Source organism: Leptospira mtsangambouensis, assembly GCF_004770475.1.
Classification (GTDB): Bacteria; Spirochaetota; Leptospiria; order Leptospirales; family Leptospiraceae; genus Leptospira_A; species Leptospira_A mtsangambouensis.
Map to the genome: position 1 here is coordinate 303,392 of NZ_RQHK01000017.1, position 17,986 is coordinate 321,377.

The window sequence follows — 17,986 nt, forward strand, 5'->3', positions numbered from 1 at the left end:
CCCCTAACGCCCGCTAAACCGGTTTTGGATGAGTTCCATCTCTTTTTGAAGAGTGGCATCCCTGCCGGCGAGAAAATATGCCCCTCTCACAGGAACGCTAGTAATTTCTGAATCTTCGGCAATTGTCACAACAGTTCCTGGAATTTTTCTTTCCAAGGTGTATGTCCAAGACCCACGCATTTTAAAACTAGCATCAATCAGTTCGATTTTCCAAAGTTTGTTAGGAATGGATTCACGAAGTTCAAATATCATATACCCACCCATATCAGGTGTTTCTTCCCATTTTTGGATCATTCCATCTGCTCTAGTTTCCAAAATTTTGATCGCTACCACTTCCTTTCTGCGATTGGGAAGATCATTTACATCTGTAATATAAGCCCAAATGTCCTCAGGCTCAGCCTTTAACCATTCGCTTGTTTTTGAATGAAATTTGGGATCTTGGAAATAACCGACTGCTAAAAAAAGAACAACAAGCCCGATGAGTAAAAAACTGGTTCCAAAAGCAAAGAGAACAATTCGTTTCATAACTTTTTTTCTTGCTAAGTCTTGGATTGATCAATCATAATCTTTTCCACGATGCATGCAAACGAAGAGTTAATTCAAAAGTTTTACACAGCTTTCCAAAACAAGGACGGCCAAACTATGGTTTCCCTTTACCATCCCGAAATTGAATTCCAAGACCCAGCCTTCGGTCATTTAAAAGGAAAAGAAGCTGGAGCCATGTGGCTTATGTTACTGGAAAGAAGCCAAAACCTAACAATTCGATTTTCGAATATCAAAGCGGATGAGTCCAAAGGTTCTGCAGACTGGGAAGCTGATTATAGTTTTAGTAAAACGGGAAGATTGGTTCAAAACAAAATCCATGCAAACTTTACATTTAAGGACGGAAAGATTTTCACTCACAAAGATCATTTTTCGATGTGGAAGTGGCTCGGAATGGCAATGGGTCCTATTGGATATTTTTTAGGTTGGTGGCCAGCTCTTGGGAACAAGGTCCGCAAAGAAGCAGTCACAGGATTACAATTGTATATGAAACGAAAACGTATGTAGTTTGTTAGTTGATTTAACAGGGAATTCAAATTGGTTTCTAACCAAAACTAATTTGTCTTCCCTTTCCAATGTCTACTTTGTATTGCCTGTTATGGATTTGGCATATTGGAGAGTCCACCTGCATTTGTAACATCAGAGTATCCAATGGATTCCAAAAAGGATTTTGCACTCCCGCTCCGACCACCTGATGCACAATACACAATGATGGATCTATTTTTATCGCCAAACTCATCCAAACGTTTGGAGACTTGGTCCACTGGAATATTAATCGCGCCAGGAAAATGTCCAGATTGAAACTCCGCAACAGTTCTCACATCAACAACCAAAGCACCGGCATCAATTTTTTCCTTCAATTGAGACTGGTCCACTCCCAGTGTGGATCTTAATTTATAAACAATAAAAACAAGACAAACTAGAACTAATACAATTAGCGCAATACGATTCAAAATCACTCTCCGACTTTATTAGAATAGACGAACGAAACAGAATCATTTGGTCCAAGCTCTCGAAAAAAACAAGAATAATATCCAGTATGACAGGCAGCCCCGATTTGGTTTGTAATGTACTGAACAAAAAATGGATTAGAATGGACATAAATCGCTGAAAGGTTCTGAAGATGTCCCGACTCTTCCCCTTTCACCCACTTTCCTTTTCTAGAACGACTATAATAAGTTCCAAGCCCAGTTGTTACAGCAGAAAGAAGACTTTCTTTTTTTCCCCAAGCCAACATTAGGTCCTTCCCAGACAGGTCTTGTGCTAGGAAGGGAGAAAGTGCAGGAATGGTATTTTGAAACGAATTCCATTCTTCTTCCGTGAATTTTAAACTTCCCGATTCCCATAACAGACGTTTGTTGCCACTTTCAAAGCTGGAATCAATCTCTAACAAAGCATCTTCATCACAATCGATAAATAACTGTTTTTTAGTAAAATCAAAATGATTTACAAAATCTTGTGCGAGATCGGAACTCATCACTTTCAAACTTACTTCATTTGAATTTAAAGAAGGTTTCGATATGATGGTGATCTCTTTTTCTTTTGGAAGTTGGATCATCAATTTGTCTCCACAGATAAAATCTCAGTTGTTTTCGTTTTTCCACGAAGAGACAATGTGCCCATCGATTTGATTTTTAAATTTTGTCGGAACTCTAAGGAGACATGATCGTATAATTCTTTCGAAATCAGAAAGTTTCGTTTTAATTCTTTTCCTAAAGATTCCAAGCGACTAGCAGCATTGACCGTATCGCCGATGACAGTGTATTCCAATCGTTTTTCCACACCAACATTACCAACGATAACAGGTCCATAGTGAGCCCCTATTCGAATGGTGATAGGTTTTTCTCCATTTATTTCTCTTTTTTGATTCCAAACGGATAACGCTTGTAACATACTAACGCCGGCTCGGACTGCATTAGTGGCATCGTCTTTTCCAGGAAGAGGAGTTCCAAAAGTCACCATCATCCCATCCCCGATAAATTTATCGAGTGTCCCACTATGTTCAAAAACAATATCTAACATAAAACTATGGTATTCGGAAAGAAGTGACATGGTTTTTTCAGGCCCCAAGGATTCTGAAATTTGAGTGAAATTGGCAATATCACAGAATAAAACAGCAACCGTTGATTCCTTTCCACCTGGCTTAAAGAAATCATCGCTGGCTTCTCCCATTTGGTTGGCAACATTTGGAGAAAAATACCGGGAAAGTTGAGACATTTTGATTTCGTTTGTAACAGCTGCCAAAACCGTTCGCCTAACACGATAAGTAAGGTATGCCAAAAAAAATCCTAAAACACCAATGATTCCCATAGACATAATGTAGTTATTTACATGGGCCGCTGGGCCAAGAAAGGCTTCTTTAAAACTTTCTGTACTGACAAATCGTGGATCTTGTTGTGCATAAATCAAAATCCCTGCTTGGCTAACCACAACCCCCAAAGCATAAATCATTGGATAAATGGGTTGGATACTAAAGGCATTCATCACCAATGTTGCTGCGATTATAAAGTGTAAATATGTTTTGATTAAGTAAGTTCTTGGGACTTGTGACTCTCCACCGACGGCATTATACCAAATGAACGGAAGGATTGTGATGATGAATAAATCTATTAAAACACAAAATAACCCGACAAAGGAAACAAACTTCTCTCTTTTTAAAAACTTAGATAAAATATATAAAACTAAATTTAAACCTAACGAAATAGAGGCGATTGTTAATAATTCAGATAAAGTTTGGGCAACAAAGAAAGTAGCAATTGTCAAAAAAGAAAAGATTAAAATTTTTCCGTAGAGACTAAACTTAATCCCTTCGATCTCTTTTTCCCTTAAGATTTGTTCTGACTTTGTTGCCATAAGTTTATTTTAAAAGATCACCTGGGTTTGCGTCACGATCAGGAACAAATAAAGATAAAGTTTTTTCTTTTCCTGATGCGAGTAACATTGCTTCCGATAATCCAAATTTCATTTGTCTTGGTTTCAAATTGGCAACAACTACCACTTTTTTCCCAACAAGTTCTTCTGCTGTGTAACTAACTTTGATCCCTGCAAAAACATTTTTGATTCCTTTTTCTCCCAGGTTTACTTTCACAAACAAAAGTTTGTCGGCGCCTTCCACTGGTCCTGCTTCCAGAATTTGACCTACCCGGAGTTCTACTTTAGAAAGTTCATCAATGGTGATAAAACCATCTTCCGAAACTGTAGTTGCACTGGGTTCAGAGGCCGTTGTTTTACCTGGTTCTGATTTAGACTTCTCTGGATTTGCTTTTTGAAATGCCTCTTTGGTTTCCTCAATCATAAGTGAAATATTTTTTTCCTCTACACGTTTTGATAACATTTGGTAAGGCCCAAGAACTTGGTTTTCGAGTGTTTCTTTCAAGTTTAAAAAACTTAAACTTTCCACTTGGAAAAGTTGGGCAACAGAATTTACAATTTTAGGAGTTACCGGCCCCAAATAAGTAAATAGAATCTTTGCACAATTAAGGGAAGTGGTGACTACCTCCCTTGCTTTTTCAACATCAGTTTTAATTAAGTTCCAAGGTGCATAATCATTTACGTATTTGTTAACTTTATCACCAAGACCTGTAATTTCTCTCATCACCTTAGAATAGTTACGTGATTCATAGGCTTCACGAATTTCTGGTTCTCTGGATAAAAGTTCAGAAACAAGTGATTTTCCTTCTTCAGAAAGACTTCCTAACTTACGATCCATTTTATCTAAGATGGAGGTAGACACACGGGAAACTAAATTCACAAGATTTCCAATAAGATCGGAATTCACTCTTGAAACAAAATCATCAAATGATATATCCACATCTTCCATTCCCGAACCTAAACGGCAGGCCAAATAAAATCGAAAATGTTCTACATCCAAATACTTTGCGAATGTGGAAGCATTGATAAATGTCCCTCTTGATTTGGACATTTTCTCACCGTTAACAGTTAGAAATCCATGCACATTGAGTTGGGAAGGAGTTTGGTAGTCGGCTCCCATTAACATTGCTGGCCAAAAAAGTCCATGAAAGTATAAAATGTCCTTTCCGATAAAGTGAACAATTTCCCCTTTTCCTTCTTTCCAAATTTCATTGAACTTCTTTTCATCTTTTAAAAAGTTCATAGAGGATGCCATATATCCGATCGGAGCATCCAACCAAACGTAAAAGTATTTATTCTCTTCTTCAGGAATTGCAAAACCGAAGTATGGGCCGTCTCGACTGATGTCCCATTCTTGTAACCCAGATGTAAACCATTCCTTTAATTTTTTCTGTGCGCCTTCATTCAATCGACTTTCGCCTTCGATCCAAGTTTGCAGTTGGGTTTGAAAGTCTTGGAGTTTAAAAAACAAATGTTTGGATTCTTTAAGGACTGGTGTCGTTCCACAAATAGAACAATACGAATCTTTTAAATCTTTGGGAGAGTAACTTGTTCCACACACTTCACATGAATCACCGTATTGGTCTTTTGCCCCACACTTGGGACAAGTTCCTTTGATGAATCTATCAGGAAGAAACATTTTGTCATGTTCGCAATACGACTGTTCAATGTTCCTCGCAACGATATGACCCTTTTTCTTTAAAGTGAGATAAATGGATTCTGAGAATTTTTTGTTTTCTTCCGAATTTGTCGTATAATAATTATCATACGAAACACCAAAGGAAGTTAGGTCTTTGTAATGTTCTTTCTGTACTTCTTCGATCATGGTCTCGGGAGTTTTGCCTGCTTTTTTAGCGGCGATCATAATGGGAGTTCCGTGTGTGTCATCAGCACAGAAAAAATAACAATTGTTCCCAACTAACTTTTGGAAACGTACCCAGATATCTGTTTGGACTGCTTCTAATACATGTCCCAAATGGATGGAACCGTTGGCATAGGGAAGCGCACTTGTAACGAGTATATTTTTCGACATAGATTAATTCCAGTTTCCTGATTCGAAGTTCCAATTCAGCCCATTTTTAGGAAAAATCAAGAAAAGAGTAAAAAAATGAAGTTGAACGAAGAACCCAAAGCAATAAAATTCCTGATTGTTATGGCAAAGAAAATCGTTCAAAATTTGAAACAAGTCAAAGGGAACAAAAAGAATCATCCGGAATCCATCCAATCGACTCTGGACATTGAAAGTGACCTTCATATTGAATATGCCAAAGTCCTTCTTAGTTTGTGGTCCTATGCCTGCCATGCCGACGGGCAATTCAAAAAGAAAGAAGGCGAAATTGTGGGAGAACTTGTAAACGTACTATTTGAACCCGATTGTCTTTTAAGTGGATTCCAAACTCAAAAAAAACAAGTTTTAGACATCTTATCAAAAACTTTTGAAAACCCACTGCCAATGAAAACCATAACCAAAGTTGTTTCCGACAATGACGAGTATGCTTTGAATTTTTTTGAAGATGCCGTCTGTATTGTTGCTTCCGACGGTTCTCTCAATAAGGAAGAAATTCGATTTTTGGAAGATTTAGCCGCTGAACTAAAGATCAGTCATATGGACAAAGTGAGAGTCGAAAAAAAATATCTAAGTTAAAATAATTCTTACTACGGGCCAAGGAAATGAATCCTATTCCGAGTTTTTAAAAGGACCATCTACAACCAAATACCAAGGTATTTTAAAAACTTTAAAGCCTTGGTTTTGAATAACAAATCCAGTGCCGGTCTGTGATTGGTTCTATATTCAATTTTGAATCTAGTCTAACAATCTCCAACATTTCTTTTACTTCTTCGATTCGGTAAGCAGCAAGCAAACTATTGTAAAAATCTTTTTTTAAAACCTTAGGTTCATCATTCGCATAACGTTCTACTAGTTGATTCGCAATGTTTAATGTATCTGGCCGCATCAAATCAGAAATAAAAATAAAACTATCTGAATGAATGGACCTCTGTACTGCTCCCCAAAATTCAAATGGATCATGCAAATGGTGTAATAAGGAATTAGAAAATACTAAATCATAAGGGGATTCAGGAACAAATTCCTGAATGAGTTCTTTTTTAAATTCCATTTTTTTGTTTCTTTTTTTTAGAACCATTATATCCATACGCTTCTTACAAAGATCTAACATGAACCCGGAACCATCTAGAAATGTAAAATTTGAATTCGGAAACTGTGAATACAGTCTAGACGACATATCACCTGGACCACATCCTAAATCCAAAATGGATTCAGGAGTAAACCTGGAAGGAAGTCTATCTTGAAACTTACGAATCAGAAAGGAATGAGCAGTTTCAAAGTCAGCGTGGGCATAAGACTCTACTTGGGTAGGATCTTCCATAAGTTCTGGCTCTGGAATTCGAACCATGTGGTGAAAGGAAAAGTTTACAGATCGTTTCATTCTCTATTAAGGATAAAAAATTCATGAGACAAATTATTCTATCCATTCTTTTCTTTGCGTTTCTCGCAAATTGTATGCTTACAGAAACAATAGGAATTCCCACCTATGGTGCAGTCAAAGGTTCGGAGGCAAAAAAACGGATCTCTGAAGCCATTTTTGAAGCAGAATCCACTGCTTCTTCCTTTTGGTTGGCGCAATCTGGGATGAAAGGAGGACAAGGCCCCATTTCTCCCCTCCTCCTGATCAATGGTTTTCTGGCAAAAATCCTGTATTCGTATCTTACAAAAATCGAAGATGAAGAGTATTTTATGGAATCATCTGTTTTACAGTGTGAATCAGATATTCGCACCAAGGGTGCATTGGCCCTAGGTGTTATTTATGATGGTTTAACAACTGTTGGGGGAGCATCTCGTGATGCCCTATTACTTCCGGAATTCGCTTCCTGCGACCTGGACCGCACAGGAAAAATTATCACATTAGAACCAATTCGCTTTTAAATGAGGGTCACTATGAAATCAATTCAATCTATCATATTCCTATCTCTTGTTTCTTCTTTGATTGTGAATTGCCAAAAGCCTCTTGCAACAGACAAGGATACACAATCGTTACTTGTCGCAGGAATATTTGGTTCTTGTTTTAGTCTCGACACTTGTTTTGATCAGTATGCAAAAACTACCGACGAGGGAGCTAGTTTTCAAGTATTCGATGGATCAGGTAACAGAATTTATGCGAGACAATCCATTTTAGATTATAATACCTATAAACCCATTGCGTCTGGATCCAAATGGGTAACTGCCATCACAGCCATGCGAGCCATTGATTGTAATTCCAATAGTGGAACGTTTGCAAACTGCGGGACAGTGACTACGGGAACCTGTGCCACGGGTGGTACCTTATCGTTGAGTCGAACCACGGGAGATATCCTCGGATGGACTGGAACTAAGGGAACCATTACTCTCCGGCAATTATTGTCTTTTACCTCTGGTCTCAATGCAGGCGGAGGAAATGGTTCAGGACAGGCCACCTGTATCTCTACATTGCCAGTCGGTGCATCAGGCACACAAAAAGATACTTGTGTCAATGAAATCCGGGATCAATCCACAGGAACACCCGGAGCTTTATTCCAATACAATTCCAACCATATGGCAGTCGCACAACGTATGTTAGAGATATCCTGTGGAAAAACATGGAATACCATTTTCACCCAGCTCATCGTCACACCTTTGGGTTGGGATGCTAGCCAAGCAGTTTGGAAAGGAAACTACCGAACAACAGAAGACACGGACGGAAGTTTGGCCGGAGCCTTTGGTCTCTCCATTTCTCCAGAACATTATGCAAGAATGATAAACGCACTCCTAATGAACGGAACTGCTAAAAATGCCTCAGGAGGAAATATTGCTAATTTTTTATCCACTACTTCAGTGACGGAAATTTTGGCAGACCAATACAATGGGGCAAAGATAGGTTACTCCCAATTTTCAGCCTTTGGGTATCGTTGGCAATACGGACTTGGTAACTGGAGATTTTGCACGACTACGGATGTACCCGCAGAATGCGATAAAGACCTTATATCGCACAGCATTGGAATCAATGGATTTTATCCGTGGATAGATAAAAATCGAAATTATATGGCAATCCTTGCTGTAAATAATATTGGGAGAAAAAATGGATTGAGTTTGTTACCAGCATCATCAACCTCATTATTCTTTGCAGAAACAGTGAGACCACTCATCCATCTACAAATAGGTAAGTAACCATGACAAAAAAACAAATCCTAATTATGACTTTGGTAGGAATCTCCTTTCTATCAAATTTATCTTCGCTCTTTGCCCAATCACCTGAATGGTCGGAGTCCAAACGGAAAAAAGGAATCCAAGTATTGACTCGTCCTTTTGCAGGTTCCAACCTAGATGAGTTTTTAGGTCGAACCGAAGTAGATGCTTCTATTTCTCAAGTCATCGCTCTCTTAACTGACCCGGCTTCTTGTAAAAATCTTTACCACCAGTGTAAGGAACTCACTGTGCTTTCCGGGACTGAAAAAAAATCAGTTGTTTATCTTCGTAACGGAGCACCTTGGCCAGTCAATGATCGTGATTTGATTATGGACAGGGGATTTGAACAAAACAATAAAACTCTGGCAACTGTAATGAAAATCAAACGCCTTGATTCCAATGCACGCCCAACTCCTTCTGGAGTCACTCGTATGGAAAACTTTGAAGGTGTTTGGCGTATCATTCCGCAGGCCAATGGAAAACTTAAAATTGAATACCAGGCTCACTTTGAACCAGGTGGGTCCGTTCCCCAATCAGTCATCAATTTAGTCTTAACTGACACTCCTTACGAATCACTTTTGAATTTAAAAAACTTGGTAGAAGAAGGAAAACATAAAGATACAAAATATGATTGGATCAAGGAACCCGCAAAAAACTAACTACAATCGGTGATTTGCTTCATTAATCTAGGTCACCAAACTTTGACATCACGGGAGTTTCATGTAGATTCTCTGTGGTGTCAAAATGTAGTTCGGAATCCATAACTGACAAAATTGGATCCACAATTGGGATCTGGAGGACAATACAAACCAAAAACTCCTGATCTGTGATGAACTCTGATAAAAACTTCCGTTTTTCGTTCAAATGGCAAATAAGAACTAAATTCCACCATCATATAATTTAGCAAAGCTCTGGATTCGATGGCATCTTTTTGTAAACCATCCAAATAGTATCCTTTGGCTTTATTCTCTAACTTTGGATTCTCAGAAGCAAGAGACAATCCTTCGCCTAACGATAAACTAAATGGTGAACCATACATTCGATCGATTTTGACAATGTAAAATCCATTCACTTCCCAATGATTCATCTCTCCGAAATGTTTGGTGACATTTCCTTCCCATAAAAAATCAAACCAACGAATTCGGTAATCGAATGGCCGCGAAATTCCTAAACTTCCTATATATGATTCTTTGTAGTCGGTTTTTTGGCGAAATACAATGGGGATTAGGTCTGTTGTCGTAAAGATTCCTCCGTATAAAACCAAATTCCAATTTTCTTTTGGTAAAGAAACGGAATGAAGATCCCGCAAAGGAAAGAGTGCAGTTAAAAAAATACAAGATAGGAAAATAACGAGTTTATTAAAAAACATCCGATTGAATTTTATTTTTTGAATTTGAATCAAATGAGAATTTACCTTCGTTACGGTTGGAACCAATCCCTGTTTCTTTTTTCCCATTCCTTTAATTGAGAATGGATATTGTCATAATTTTGAAGGAATAACCTTCTTAAAAAAGTTTCATATTCTTTACAGTTTTCTGTTTGAGATTGTTCCAGTGATTCTCTCAGGTTACTTGGTTTTTCTTGTATGCAAAATTTTTGTAATTTAGATGGGTAACGGTTCGAATTAAATGCAGGTCCGACAATACTGGATCCAGTACCAATATAAAATGGCATCGGAGCCCAAACTGTTTCATGAGTGGATAAAAAAGAAATTCTATGCAAATTCATTTCACCGGATGTCCAAACTAGTTCTGCTTCTGTTTCCATTGTGCCATAATACAACATCGTTAATGCGAGTAAACTCAGTCCAACGCTATAAAAAGGTCTTTGACTTTCTTTTCGAATAACAACCGTAAGATTATCAATATTAGACAATTCAAATCCACGGTCCCACCTTGGGAGTTCATTTGGATTTATAGGTTTTTCTTGTTTTGGCTTTGGCGCAAATTTTGGATCGGGTTCTGCCATTGGAACCGTAGATAAATCTGCAATGTTCACACTTTCATCTAACAAAATGGCAGGTGGAACTGGAAAAATCTCATTAAAAACTTTGGCAAGAATGGGATCTGTAGTTGTCCACCGAATAGAAATCATTTTGTTTTTGGAAAGTTTTGCCTCCGAACTCAGCTCAGGCATAGGAGTTTTACAGGAGAGATTCAAAACAATAAAAACAAGGAAATAAAAAAATATTCGTAGGATCATATTAGGTTAAAATTCAAAATTTAATTTTGCAATATTCTAAATTCATATCGTACCAAATTAAAAAAAAATAAACAAAAATGACAAGTAACAAAGATAAGATTACTGTATTTCAAGTTAGACTTCCAAAATGAAAATGAATAGGAGATTATCCTTCTGAATTTTATCGATATTTCAACAAATATCCATCCAAATTTATAACATAAAACTCACGCAATTCCCAAGGATTGTCCATTCTATGCGTATTTTTATGGACAATTCCCTTTATTTTGTAATATCCATACAAGGACTGAACTTTACATCGCAAAACAAAAGTCATCTGCTGAATCTAATTGACAATAAATCAAATTTAGTTTCTGATACTCACGAGAAATTACATATGAAAATGATCAAATACTTAATTCTTCTGTTTATGTTTACATTGGCAAATTGCGATCGAGAAATTGCAAATGTAACAGGGAAATGTGATAGAGCAAAGAAAGAATCCAATTTATGTTTACTTTCCACAGTGCTTGCTTGTGAAAAAAGTCCCGATGCGGAACGCTATCGAAAATTAGGAATAAATATCTGCACTAATTTTGATGGATATTTGTTTATGATTAATGCGTTTTGTGACGTACCTGAAGAATGCTAACTAAAGCAAAAGACTATACGATTGTTTTTGGATTTAGATATAAAAAAAGCCCGATTGCTCGGGCTTTTTCTTTTCTCTTTGCCGATCGGATTTTCATCCTATCGACATCAAATAAACTTAATTTCTAACTAAGAAGCGAGTGCTTGGTCAAGTAGGTCTTTCGCAACTACGCGAAGTGCCATTACTTCTTCCGCACCTTCAAAGATAGAGAATACACGAGCATCTACAAAGTATCGCGATACTGGATATTCTTCCGCATAACCCATACCACCATGAATTTGCATTGCTTCACGAGTCACCCACTCAGCAATTTTGGATGCATACAATTTAACAAGTGTTGCTTCCATTTGGCCTTTGTGGTTATCGAGTAGTGTTGCTACATAGTTTGTGTATTGGCGAGTTGCTTGTACAATCATTGCCATCTTCGCAATTTTGAACTTAGTTAAAGTGTAATCGTAAATTGGTTTTGCGAATACTTTACGTTCTTGGGAATAACGAAGAGCTGCTTCAAGAGCGGCTTGCATCACACCATTGGCACGAGCTGCTGTTTGGATACGTCCACCAGCAAATCCTTCCATTTGGAAGTAGAATCCCTTTCCACGTCCAGCATCACCACCAAGTAGGTTTTCTTTCGGAACAAAGTAATCTTCGAAAGATACTTCGTAAGAGTGCATTCCTCGGTAACCAATGGTTCCGATTGCTTTTCCTTGGATGGTTCCGCCACCGTCTTGTTTGTAACTGAATTCATGACCATCAAACGATGGTTTTTCAGCTAAAATGATAGAAAGACCTCTGTGTTTGAGACTTGGATCAGATTCTGTTCTACAAAGAATAAGAAGGAGGTTCGCATAACCTGCGAATGTGCACCAAGTTTTTACACCATTGATCACAAATCCACCATCTACTTCTTTTGCTGTAACAGAAACTCCAGCTACGTCAGAACCGTAGTTAGGTTCTGTAACCATAATCCCTGCAAATTTTTCACCAGATGCAAGAAGTGGTAACCATTTGTTTTTTTGTTCTTCCGTTCCCCCTTTGAGGAGGGCCTTGGACATAATTTCTGGTCTTGTGATAAGGGATCCAGCAGCTCCGAGGGAACCACGAGAAAGTTCTTCGGTTACAACTAACATGGAAATGTTGTCTGGACGATCATCTGGTTGGATTCCACCAAATTGTTCTGGAATACAAAGACCGAAACAACCCATGTCTTTTAGTCCGTTGATGATTTCTTGTGGGATCAGATCATCATGTCTGTGGACATGTTCCGCATGAGGAACTACTACGTTTTCAGCAAAATCTTTGAAAATTCCGCGGAAGTTTTCATGGTCTTCGGAAAGTCCATAAGCACCGAAGTGTCCAAGATCAACGATCTTGTCTACAATCGCTTCGTAGTTTTCCATTTTGGATGCTGCTTCTACGTAAGTATTGATTTCATCGGAAAAAAGTTTGGAGAATAGTTCTTGGTAAGTCAGTTCATACTCTGCAGGGCGAGCTGCGAGTTCCGAACGAATGTTGGATACAGTTTCAGCCGCAAAAGTAAGGGCCATTTTCTGTTCCATCTCGCCAGTTCCCTTGGAAGCATCCCAAGCATAAACGATAAAGTTCTCAGCAACACGTTGTTGAGCGGTCATCCAAGCCAATTGGTAAAACACATGTTGTGTTTTGTCCATTTTGCTTACGGATACTTTGCCGTTATCGGAATTTTTCAGAGCGAGTCGTTTGGTTACATCATTGAGGAGGGCGGCTTGAGCACTAAGAGCCTTCTCCGCCTGGGATTTTTCGAGTTTCACTGCCGTTGCGGTCATGTGTTTAACGTTCCTGCGGTGGTTTTCTTCCACTATACGGAAGGAAAGTACCTTGTCATTTTCATTTTTAGACTAGGTTTTGGGTCGGGTCGGGCCAAACTGGGCAAAAGTTGGGGTTAAGGAAAGAAATTATTGAAAATCATCGGCATTGACCCTGGATCCCATCGTGTGGGCTATGCGATTCTTTCCTTTCCTGAAGGACTGCGTCGTAACCCCGAACTGTTAACATACGGGACCATTGAAGTGGCTCCGAAAACGCCTTCTCCCACCAACCTCCTCCAAATCCGCAAGGAACTGATGGATATCCTCACCGAATTCCAACCGGAGGCGGCCGCGGTCGAAGAACTCTTCTTTGTTCAGAACACAACGACCGGAATGAAGGTTTCGGAATCTCGCGGGGTCATCTTACTTTCCCTCGGCGAAAAACAAATTCCTGTTGTATCACTGACAGCCACGCAAATCAAAAAAGGAATCTCCGCCAAAGGGAATGCCACCAAAAAAGAAGTCCGGGCAGCAATCCAAATGATTTTAGGATTTAAAGATTTGAAAGGCCACGACGACTCTTGGGACGCCATCGCTTGTGCCTTTGTGGGTCGATCTTTAGTTTGATCCACTCCTCGCATTGTTCATAGACAAGAAGATTTCATTCTTTTGTTCCCGACTCGCATTGGCAGAGACAGTAGAAAAGCCAGTAGTGATTTCCAAATCTCCATTTCGCAGACCTTCTATAACGCTATCTGCATATTCATTTAAATTTAGTCCCGCTGTATGAGTGTTAGGAATTCCTAAATCGGTATCGACCATGGGTGGTGAAACTTCAATCACTTCAATGGGTTGGTTACGAAATTGAAATCGTAGTGTCAATGTGAAGGAGTGTAATGCTGCTTTGGTAGCACTATACACCGGTGCGTAAGCCAAAGGGATATGTGATAGTCCTGATGTTGTATTTAAAATCGCCGCATTTTTCTTTGCAAACAGGTGTTTAGCGAATAACATCGAAAGATGGATGGGAGCTCCCAAATTTAAATCGATTTCTTTGCCCAAGTTTGCCCAAGGTTCTAGTTCATTTAATTTTGGATAACGTTGGATTCCTGCGTTATTGAATAACACATTGAGTTCAGGAAAATCCTTTGTTGTTTCTTGGAATAATTTTTCTCTCTCTTCTGGTTTCGAAATATCACGAAGATAAGTCCCCCACCCCGGATAAGATTTTCGAATCTCTTCCATTTTCTTTTCATTAGTTCCGCAGACTAAAATTTGGTTTCCGAGACTGGAGAGTCGTTTTGCCAGAGCAAGTCCGATCCCACTCGTTCCCCCAGTGATGAGGATTGTATTTCCATTTAATTGCATAAATTTTTACCTTTTCCTTAGTTACATTTACAATATTTTGTAAGTTACAAAAAGTCAAGTCCGTAAGTTTCAAAACTAACATTTTTTTCATTTTGTAATTTGAGATTGACCCCCTGGATTTCGATCCGATCCTTTCCTTATGCCAAGAACAGGTCTCACAGCCTCGGAAATCCAAGACAAAGCCGTGGAAATTGCCATAGGCGAAATGCGGGCCAAAGGTTTTGAAAAGGTTCGTTTGGTGGATGTTGCCAAAGAAATGGGGATTAGCCATGCGGCCCTCTACTCACATTTTCAAGACAAAACAGCTCTTTTTGATGCTGTTTCCGAACGTTGGCTTGTGAAGTTAGATGAAAAACAGGATTTGCTTGTAAAAGAAAAACGAGACCCCATCCAAAAGATCCTCACTTGGTTTCTAAATCTCCACCGAATGAAATTGGAAAAGGTAAATCTTGATCCTGAACTGTATAAGGCATTCGATATGGCTGCAGAAGAATCCAAACCCTTCATCCAAACCCATTTGACCAATATGCAAAGCCAAATGTCGAGTTTGGTCACAGAAGCTATGAACCAAAAGAAGATCAAAAAAAGGGAAGTGAACCTGGTGACAGAAATTCTAATTTCAGCAGGAACTGCTTTCACTCACCCAAAACTTGTGGCCCAACACTGTCATGAGAACAGAGAAACGTTGTTAGTGGAAACAATTGAAGCGGTATTGAAGGGATTAGGTTAATCTGATGATCAATGTAGAAACGAAACTTTCTACTGATCACGCAAAAGAAAATAAGTTCTGTTTTGTTTTTTTATTCTGTTTCTCCTGCTAAAAACCTGGCTGTGTTCACATTGCGTATCGTCATTACTTTATACAATTTATGACTGATTAATTTGGCAAGTTGGCTCTTGTTTACATTTTCTCTTTTAATATTCCAAATGATGGCACCTTTCATATAAAGAATATCGAGATAATCCATTTTGAGAGGTAGTTCCTGGATGATTTTTTTGGAATCTGCCTCTGGAAATAAATACGCAACATCCGTCCTTTGTGTGTTATCATTTTGCCATTCCTCTGGGATCGCTTTGGCAATTTTTTTCATTTCTTTTTCTGTCTTCACAAGAGTGGGAATTTCAAAATCAAAAGTATTTTCAAAACCTTTTGTGATTTTTGCGAGAACTGTTTTTTGATCATCTTCTGATTCAAAAATGATATTCCCTGAATTGATATAAGTAGAAACTTCCGTGTAACCAAAGGATTCAAAAAGTGTTCGAAGTTTTTTCATTTCGACCTTTCTGTTTCCTCCGACATTGATTCCTCTGAGTAATGCAATATATTTCATGTTGGTGTTAGGGGATGATTCTCAAATTGATATAGATATTATTTACTCCAATTCTCGATTCTTAAATCGGGAATCATGGAGAAGTGTTTTTCGTTATTGGTAACTAATGTGTAATTTAGATATAAAGCAGTAGATCCGATCAATAAATCGAAATCATCAACAATATTTCCTTTTTTTTGTAATACGGCTTTCACTTCTCCAAATGTTTCGACAATTCCTTTAGTCAATTCGACAACGGGGAAAATTTCTCCAATTCTATATACGGTTGCTAAATTCTTTTCTCTACTTTTTGATTTTTTCGCACCAAAGATTAACTCACCATAAGTAATGACGGAAATTGCTTTTGAAGAATTCTTTTTTTCGATGAGATTTTTCTGGACTCTCTCATTTCCCTTAAGACTATAAATGATAATATCTGTATCAATCAAAAAGCTCATCCGTCACCTTTGATCGATTTTTTTTTGATCTTGATGATCGAATGTCGGAGATGATTTCTTTCGCAGTTTTTTCGTCGTGCCAAGAATTTGTAAGTTTTAGAAATTCAACAGTTTGTCTCTCTGTTTCAAGATTATCTCTTTTTAAATGACTTTCTATGATCATGACTACTTCTTGACTGACAGAACGATGTTCCAACTCCGCCCTTCTCTTTAATGATTCGTATAGTCTGTCATCAATATCTCTAACTTGAAGATTTGCCATATTTACTAACCAATCGTAATCCTATTCAAATTCATGAATTTGCAAGCATTTTTCATACATTCTTTGATCTGATTTTTAAGGTATTGTAAACTAAGACAGCTCTTGCTTTACATTCTTCATCTTTTTTAGCTAATATAGTTAAAAAAGATGAAGAATATTTTTTTAATTCATGTATAGAAAAAAACTTAATACGACAGCCTACCCAAGACCATCGTATCTAAAATATATCTAATTTCTTTCCTATGGCCTTGGACAAACCAGAAGAAAATCTTCAAACACTTGCGAAATCAAAAGTTTGTTTTTGAAAACAAGTCCCGTACTTCCGGCTGAAATTTCTGCACCTTCATTGGCATACACTTCAGTGACTTCTTTGTTCTCTGGATTGATTTTGAAAACACGAGTAGGTGCTAAATTCGTTCGATTCATCACATGACGAATGAATTTATAAGTGGAATCGTGGGCTGCAAGCCATAACATTCCATTTTCATCTTCTAAAATATTATCAGGGCCCGCGCCTATGGCGATGGATTCCAAATACTTTAAATTGATCTTTCCACCACTTCGTTCCACTTGATACACACGAATGGCTTTTTCAGAAAATACAGATCTGTATAAGAGTTCTTCATTTCCTTTTTTACGAATATAAATTCCATTGCCAAGCATAACAGGGACGTTTAAGGCCTGGAAAGTTTTACCATCATAATAAGATACATCTGCTCTTCCACTACGAACGATCATGTCCCAATACTTACGAAAGGCATTACTAGTTCCATTGTCATTGGAAACAAAAATCTCTCCTGCTTCGTTCATAAAAATATCGTTAGGACTTGTGAGAGTGGGATCACTCAAAGTTTTTGTATAAGTCCATTTGCCAGACTTCGAACGTTCAAAAATTTCAAGGGTATGCGGATTTTCATCCACTAAGGTATGGGAAATCACAGCTAAGGTATCAACACCTTTTACTTTCGCATAACTAATCCCATGTGGTCGAAAATTTTCAGGATAATTGGTTTCAATTTTTTTTGCTTCTAATTTTCCATTCGGGTTAGCGAAAGAAACTTCAAACAAAGCTCCGATATCTTTTAGTCCATTGCGGCGTTCATGGGAAGAAACAATGACTGTAGATGTATCACGGATGAGATCCAAATCTTCCGGGCCAGGAGTTCCTGGAATTCGTTCGCAGCCAGCAATGGGTTTTTCTTGGATGGGACTACTGCAGTTCGCAAACAAGAAAACAAGGGTCAAAATGGTGAAGAGATTCCTTAGGGTTTTTACGCGCATCCGACCATTTTAGCCCAGGAATTCAGAATCCTCCAGAAAATTCTTTCTGGACATT

22 protein-coding genes are annotated in these 17,986 nt (G+C 38.2%); 8 read left to right on the forward strand and 14 right to left on the reverse strand.

From position 1 onward, the window contains the following. Positions 1 to 3: 3 nt before the first annotated feature. Positions 4 to 525 (reverse strand): SRPBCC family protein, encoded by a 522-nt coding sequence (locus EHR01_RS13830; protein WP_135695455.1) that lies wholly within the window; start codon positions 523 to 525, stop codon positions 4 to 6. A 51-nt stretch (positions 526 to 576) separates the two neighbouring features. Here EHR01_RS13830 and EHR01_RS13835 point away from each other — a divergent pair, with 51 nt between their 5' ends. Beyond that, positions 577 to 1,050, forward strand: a complete 474-nt coding sequence (locus EHR01_RS13835; RefSeq protein WP_135695457.1) for a nuclear transport factor 2 family protein — start codon at positions 577 to 579, stop codon at positions 1,048 to 1,050. An 89-nt stretch (positions 1,051 to 1,139) separates the two neighbouring features. Here EHR01_RS13835 and EHR01_RS13840 read toward each other — a convergent pair whose 3' ends face one another. The 4 genes from EHR01_RS13840 to metG are packed head-to-tail and all read right to left on the reverse strand — an operon-like array spanning position 1,140 to position 5,446. After that, positions 1,140 to 1,496 (reverse strand): rhodanese-like domain-containing protein, encoded by a 357-nt coding sequence (locus EHR01_RS13840; protein ID WP_135695459.1) that lies wholly within the window; start codon positions 1,494 to 1,496, stop codon positions 1,140 to 1,142. 2 nt (positions 1,497 to 1,498) lie between these two features. Further along, positions 1,499 to 2,101 carry a phosphoribosyl-AMP cyclohydrolase gene (locus tag EHR01_RS13845; RefSeq protein WP_135695461.1) on the reverse strand — a complete coding sequence of 201 codons (603 nt, stop codon included), beginning with the start codon at positions 2,099 to 2,101 and terminating at the stop codon, positions 1,499 to 1,501. Beyond that, a complete protein-coding gene (locus EHR01_RS13850; protein WP_135695464.1) occupies positions 2,101 to 3,396 on the reverse strand; it encodes an adenylate/guanylate cyclase domain-containing protein in 1,296 nt (431 codons plus the stop codon). The genes EHR01_RS13845 and EHR01_RS13850 overlap by 1 nt, the downstream gene beginning before the upstream one ends. A gap of 4 nt (positions 3,397 to 3,400) precedes the next feature. After that, on the reverse strand, positions 3,401 to 5,446 hold the full coding sequence (gene metG, locus EHR01_RS13855) for a methionine--tRNA ligase (protein ID WP_135695466.1): 2,046 nt from the start codon (positions 5,444 to 5,446) through the stop codon (positions 3,401 to 3,403). Positions 5,447 to 5,566: 120 nt separating this feature from the next. On the opposite strand from metG, the gene EHR01_RS13860 reads away from it, so the two are divergent. Further along, positions 5,567 to 6,058 carry a tellurite resistance TerB family protein gene (locus EHR01_RS13860; protein WP_425269998.1) on the forward strand — a complete coding sequence of 164 codons (492 nt, stop codon included), beginning with the start codon at positions 5,567 to 5,569 and terminating at the stop codon, positions 6,056 to 6,058. A gap of 91 nt (positions 6,059 to 6,149) precedes the next feature. On the opposite strand, the gene EHR01_RS13865 is transcribed toward EHR01_RS13860, so the two are convergent. Next, positions 6,150 to 6,860, reverse strand: a complete 711-nt coding sequence (locus EHR01_RS13865) for a class I SAM-dependent methyltransferase (RefSeq protein WP_208721782.1) — start codon at positions 6,858 to 6,860, stop codon at positions 6,150 to 6,152. Between the two features lie 23 nt (positions 6,861 to 6,883). On the opposite strand from EHR01_RS13865, the gene EHR01_RS13870 reads away from it, so the two are divergent. From EHR01_RS13870 to EHR01_RS13880, 3 genes are read left to right on the forward strand one after another with little or no spacing between them, the layout of a single operon-like run. Further along, the gene (locus tag EHR01_RS13870; protein WP_135695470.1) at positions 6,884 to 7,357 is read left to right on the forward strand and encodes a TIGR04452 family lipoprotein; all 474 of its coding nucleotides are present in this window, start codon (positions 6,884 to 6,886) and stop codon (positions 7,355 to 7,357) included. 12 nt (positions 7,358 to 7,369) lie between these two features. Next, a complete protein-coding gene (locus EHR01_RS13875; RefSeq protein WP_208721783.1) occupies positions 7,370 to 8,614 on the forward strand; it encodes a serine hydrolase domain-containing protein in 1,245 nt (414 codons plus the stop codon). A 2-nt stretch (positions 8,615 to 8,616) separates the two neighbouring features. Next, positions 8,617 to 9,291: an START domain-containing protein gene (locus tag EHR01_RS13880; RefSeq protein WP_135695474.1), complete on the forward strand. Its 675-nt coding sequence runs from the start codon at positions 8,617 to 8,619 to the stop codon at positions 9,289 to 9,291. Between the two features lie 80 nt (positions 9,292 to 9,371). Here the strand turns inward: EHR01_RS13880 and EHR01_RS13885 are convergent, their stop codons facing one another. Together EHR01_RS13885 and EHR01_RS13890 are read right to left on the reverse strand one after the other, a co-directional pair. After that, positions 9,372 to 10,034, reverse strand: coding sequence for a hypothetical protein (locus tag EHR01_RS13885; RefSeq protein WP_135697351.1), 663 nt, complete (start codon positions 10,032 to 10,034; stop codon positions 9,372 to 9,374). 17 nt (positions 10,035 to 10,051) lie between these two features. After that, positions 10,052 to 10,834, reverse strand: coding sequence for a hypothetical protein (locus EHR01_RS13890; RefSeq protein ID WP_135695475.1), 783 nt, complete (start codon positions 10,832 to 10,834; stop codon positions 10,052 to 10,054). A gap of 376 nt (positions 10,835 to 11,210) precedes the next feature. Here EHR01_RS13890 and EHR01_RS13895 point away from each other — a divergent pair, with 376 nt between their 5' ends. Further along, positions 11,211 to 11,465, forward strand: a complete 255-nt coding sequence (locus tag EHR01_RS13895; protein ID WP_135695477.1) for a hypothetical protein — start codon at positions 11,211 to 11,213, stop codon at positions 11,463 to 11,465. Positions 11,466 to 11,593: 128 nt separating this feature from the next. Here the strand turns inward: EHR01_RS13895 and EHR01_RS13900 are convergent, their stop codons facing one another. Beyond that, a complete protein-coding gene (locus tag EHR01_RS13900) occupies positions 11,594 to 13,270 on the reverse strand; it encodes an acyl-CoA dehydrogenase family protein (RefSeq protein WP_135695479.1) in 1,677 nt (558 codons plus the stop codon). A gap of 132 nt (positions 13,271 to 13,402) precedes the next feature. Between EHR01_RS13900 and EHR01_RS13905 the strand changes: the two genes are divergently transcribed. Further along, positions 13,403 to 13,879, forward strand: coding sequence for a crossover junction endodeoxyribonuclease RuvC (locus EHR01_RS13905; RefSeq protein WP_135695481.1), 477 nt, complete (start codon positions 13,403 to 13,405; stop codon positions 13,877 to 13,879). Here the strand turns inward: EHR01_RS13905 and EHR01_RS13910 are convergent. Then, complete coding sequence (locus EHR01_RS13910; protein WP_135695483.1) at positions 13,871 to 14,620, reverse strand: SDR family oxidoreductase; 750 nt, start codon at positions 14,618 to 14,620, stop codon at positions 13,871 to 13,873. The two genes, EHR01_RS13905 and EHR01_RS13910, sit on opposite strands and share 9 nt — an antisense overlap. Positions 14,621 to 14,759: 139 nt before the next feature. On the opposite strand from EHR01_RS13910, the gene EHR01_RS13915 reads away from it, so the two are divergent. Next, positions 14,760 to 15,350, forward strand: coding sequence for a TetR/AcrR family transcriptional regulator (locus EHR01_RS13915; protein ID WP_135695485.1), 591 nt, complete (start codon positions 14,760 to 14,762; stop codon positions 15,348 to 15,350). Positions 15,351 to 15,420: 70 nt separating this feature from the next. Here EHR01_RS13915 and EHR01_RS13920 read toward each other — a convergent pair whose 3' ends face one another. The 4 genes from EHR01_RS13920 to EHR01_RS13935 form a co-directional block, all read right to left on the reverse strand. Beyond that, positions 15,421 to 15,951, reverse strand: coding sequence for a DUF1697 domain-containing protein (locus EHR01_RS13920; RefSeq protein ID WP_135695487.1), 531 nt, complete (start codon positions 15,949 to 15,951; stop codon positions 15,421 to 15,423). Positions 15,952 to 15,989: 38 nt separating this feature from the next. Continuing rightward, positions 15,990 to 16,388, reverse strand: coding sequence for a type II toxin-antitoxin system VapC family toxin (locus tag EHR01_RS13925; RefSeq protein WP_135695489.1), 399 nt, complete (start codon positions 16,386 to 16,388; stop codon positions 15,990 to 15,992). Continuing rightward, on the reverse strand, positions 16,372 to 16,650 hold the full coding sequence (locus EHR01_RS13930) for a FitA-like ribbon-helix-helix domain-containing protein (RefSeq protein WP_100743805.1): 279 nt from the start codon (positions 16,648 to 16,650) through the stop codon (positions 16,372 to 16,374). The genes EHR01_RS13925 and EHR01_RS13930 overlap by 17 nt, the downstream gene beginning before the upstream one ends. 240 nt (positions 16,651 to 16,890) lie before the next feature. Beyond that, positions 16,891 to 17,895: an arylesterase gene (locus tag EHR01_RS13935; protein WP_244310122.1), complete on the reverse strand. Its 1,005-nt coding sequence runs from the start codon at positions 17,893 to 17,895 to the stop codon at positions 16,891 to 16,893. Positions 17,896 to 17,986 lie beyond the last annotated feature (91 nt).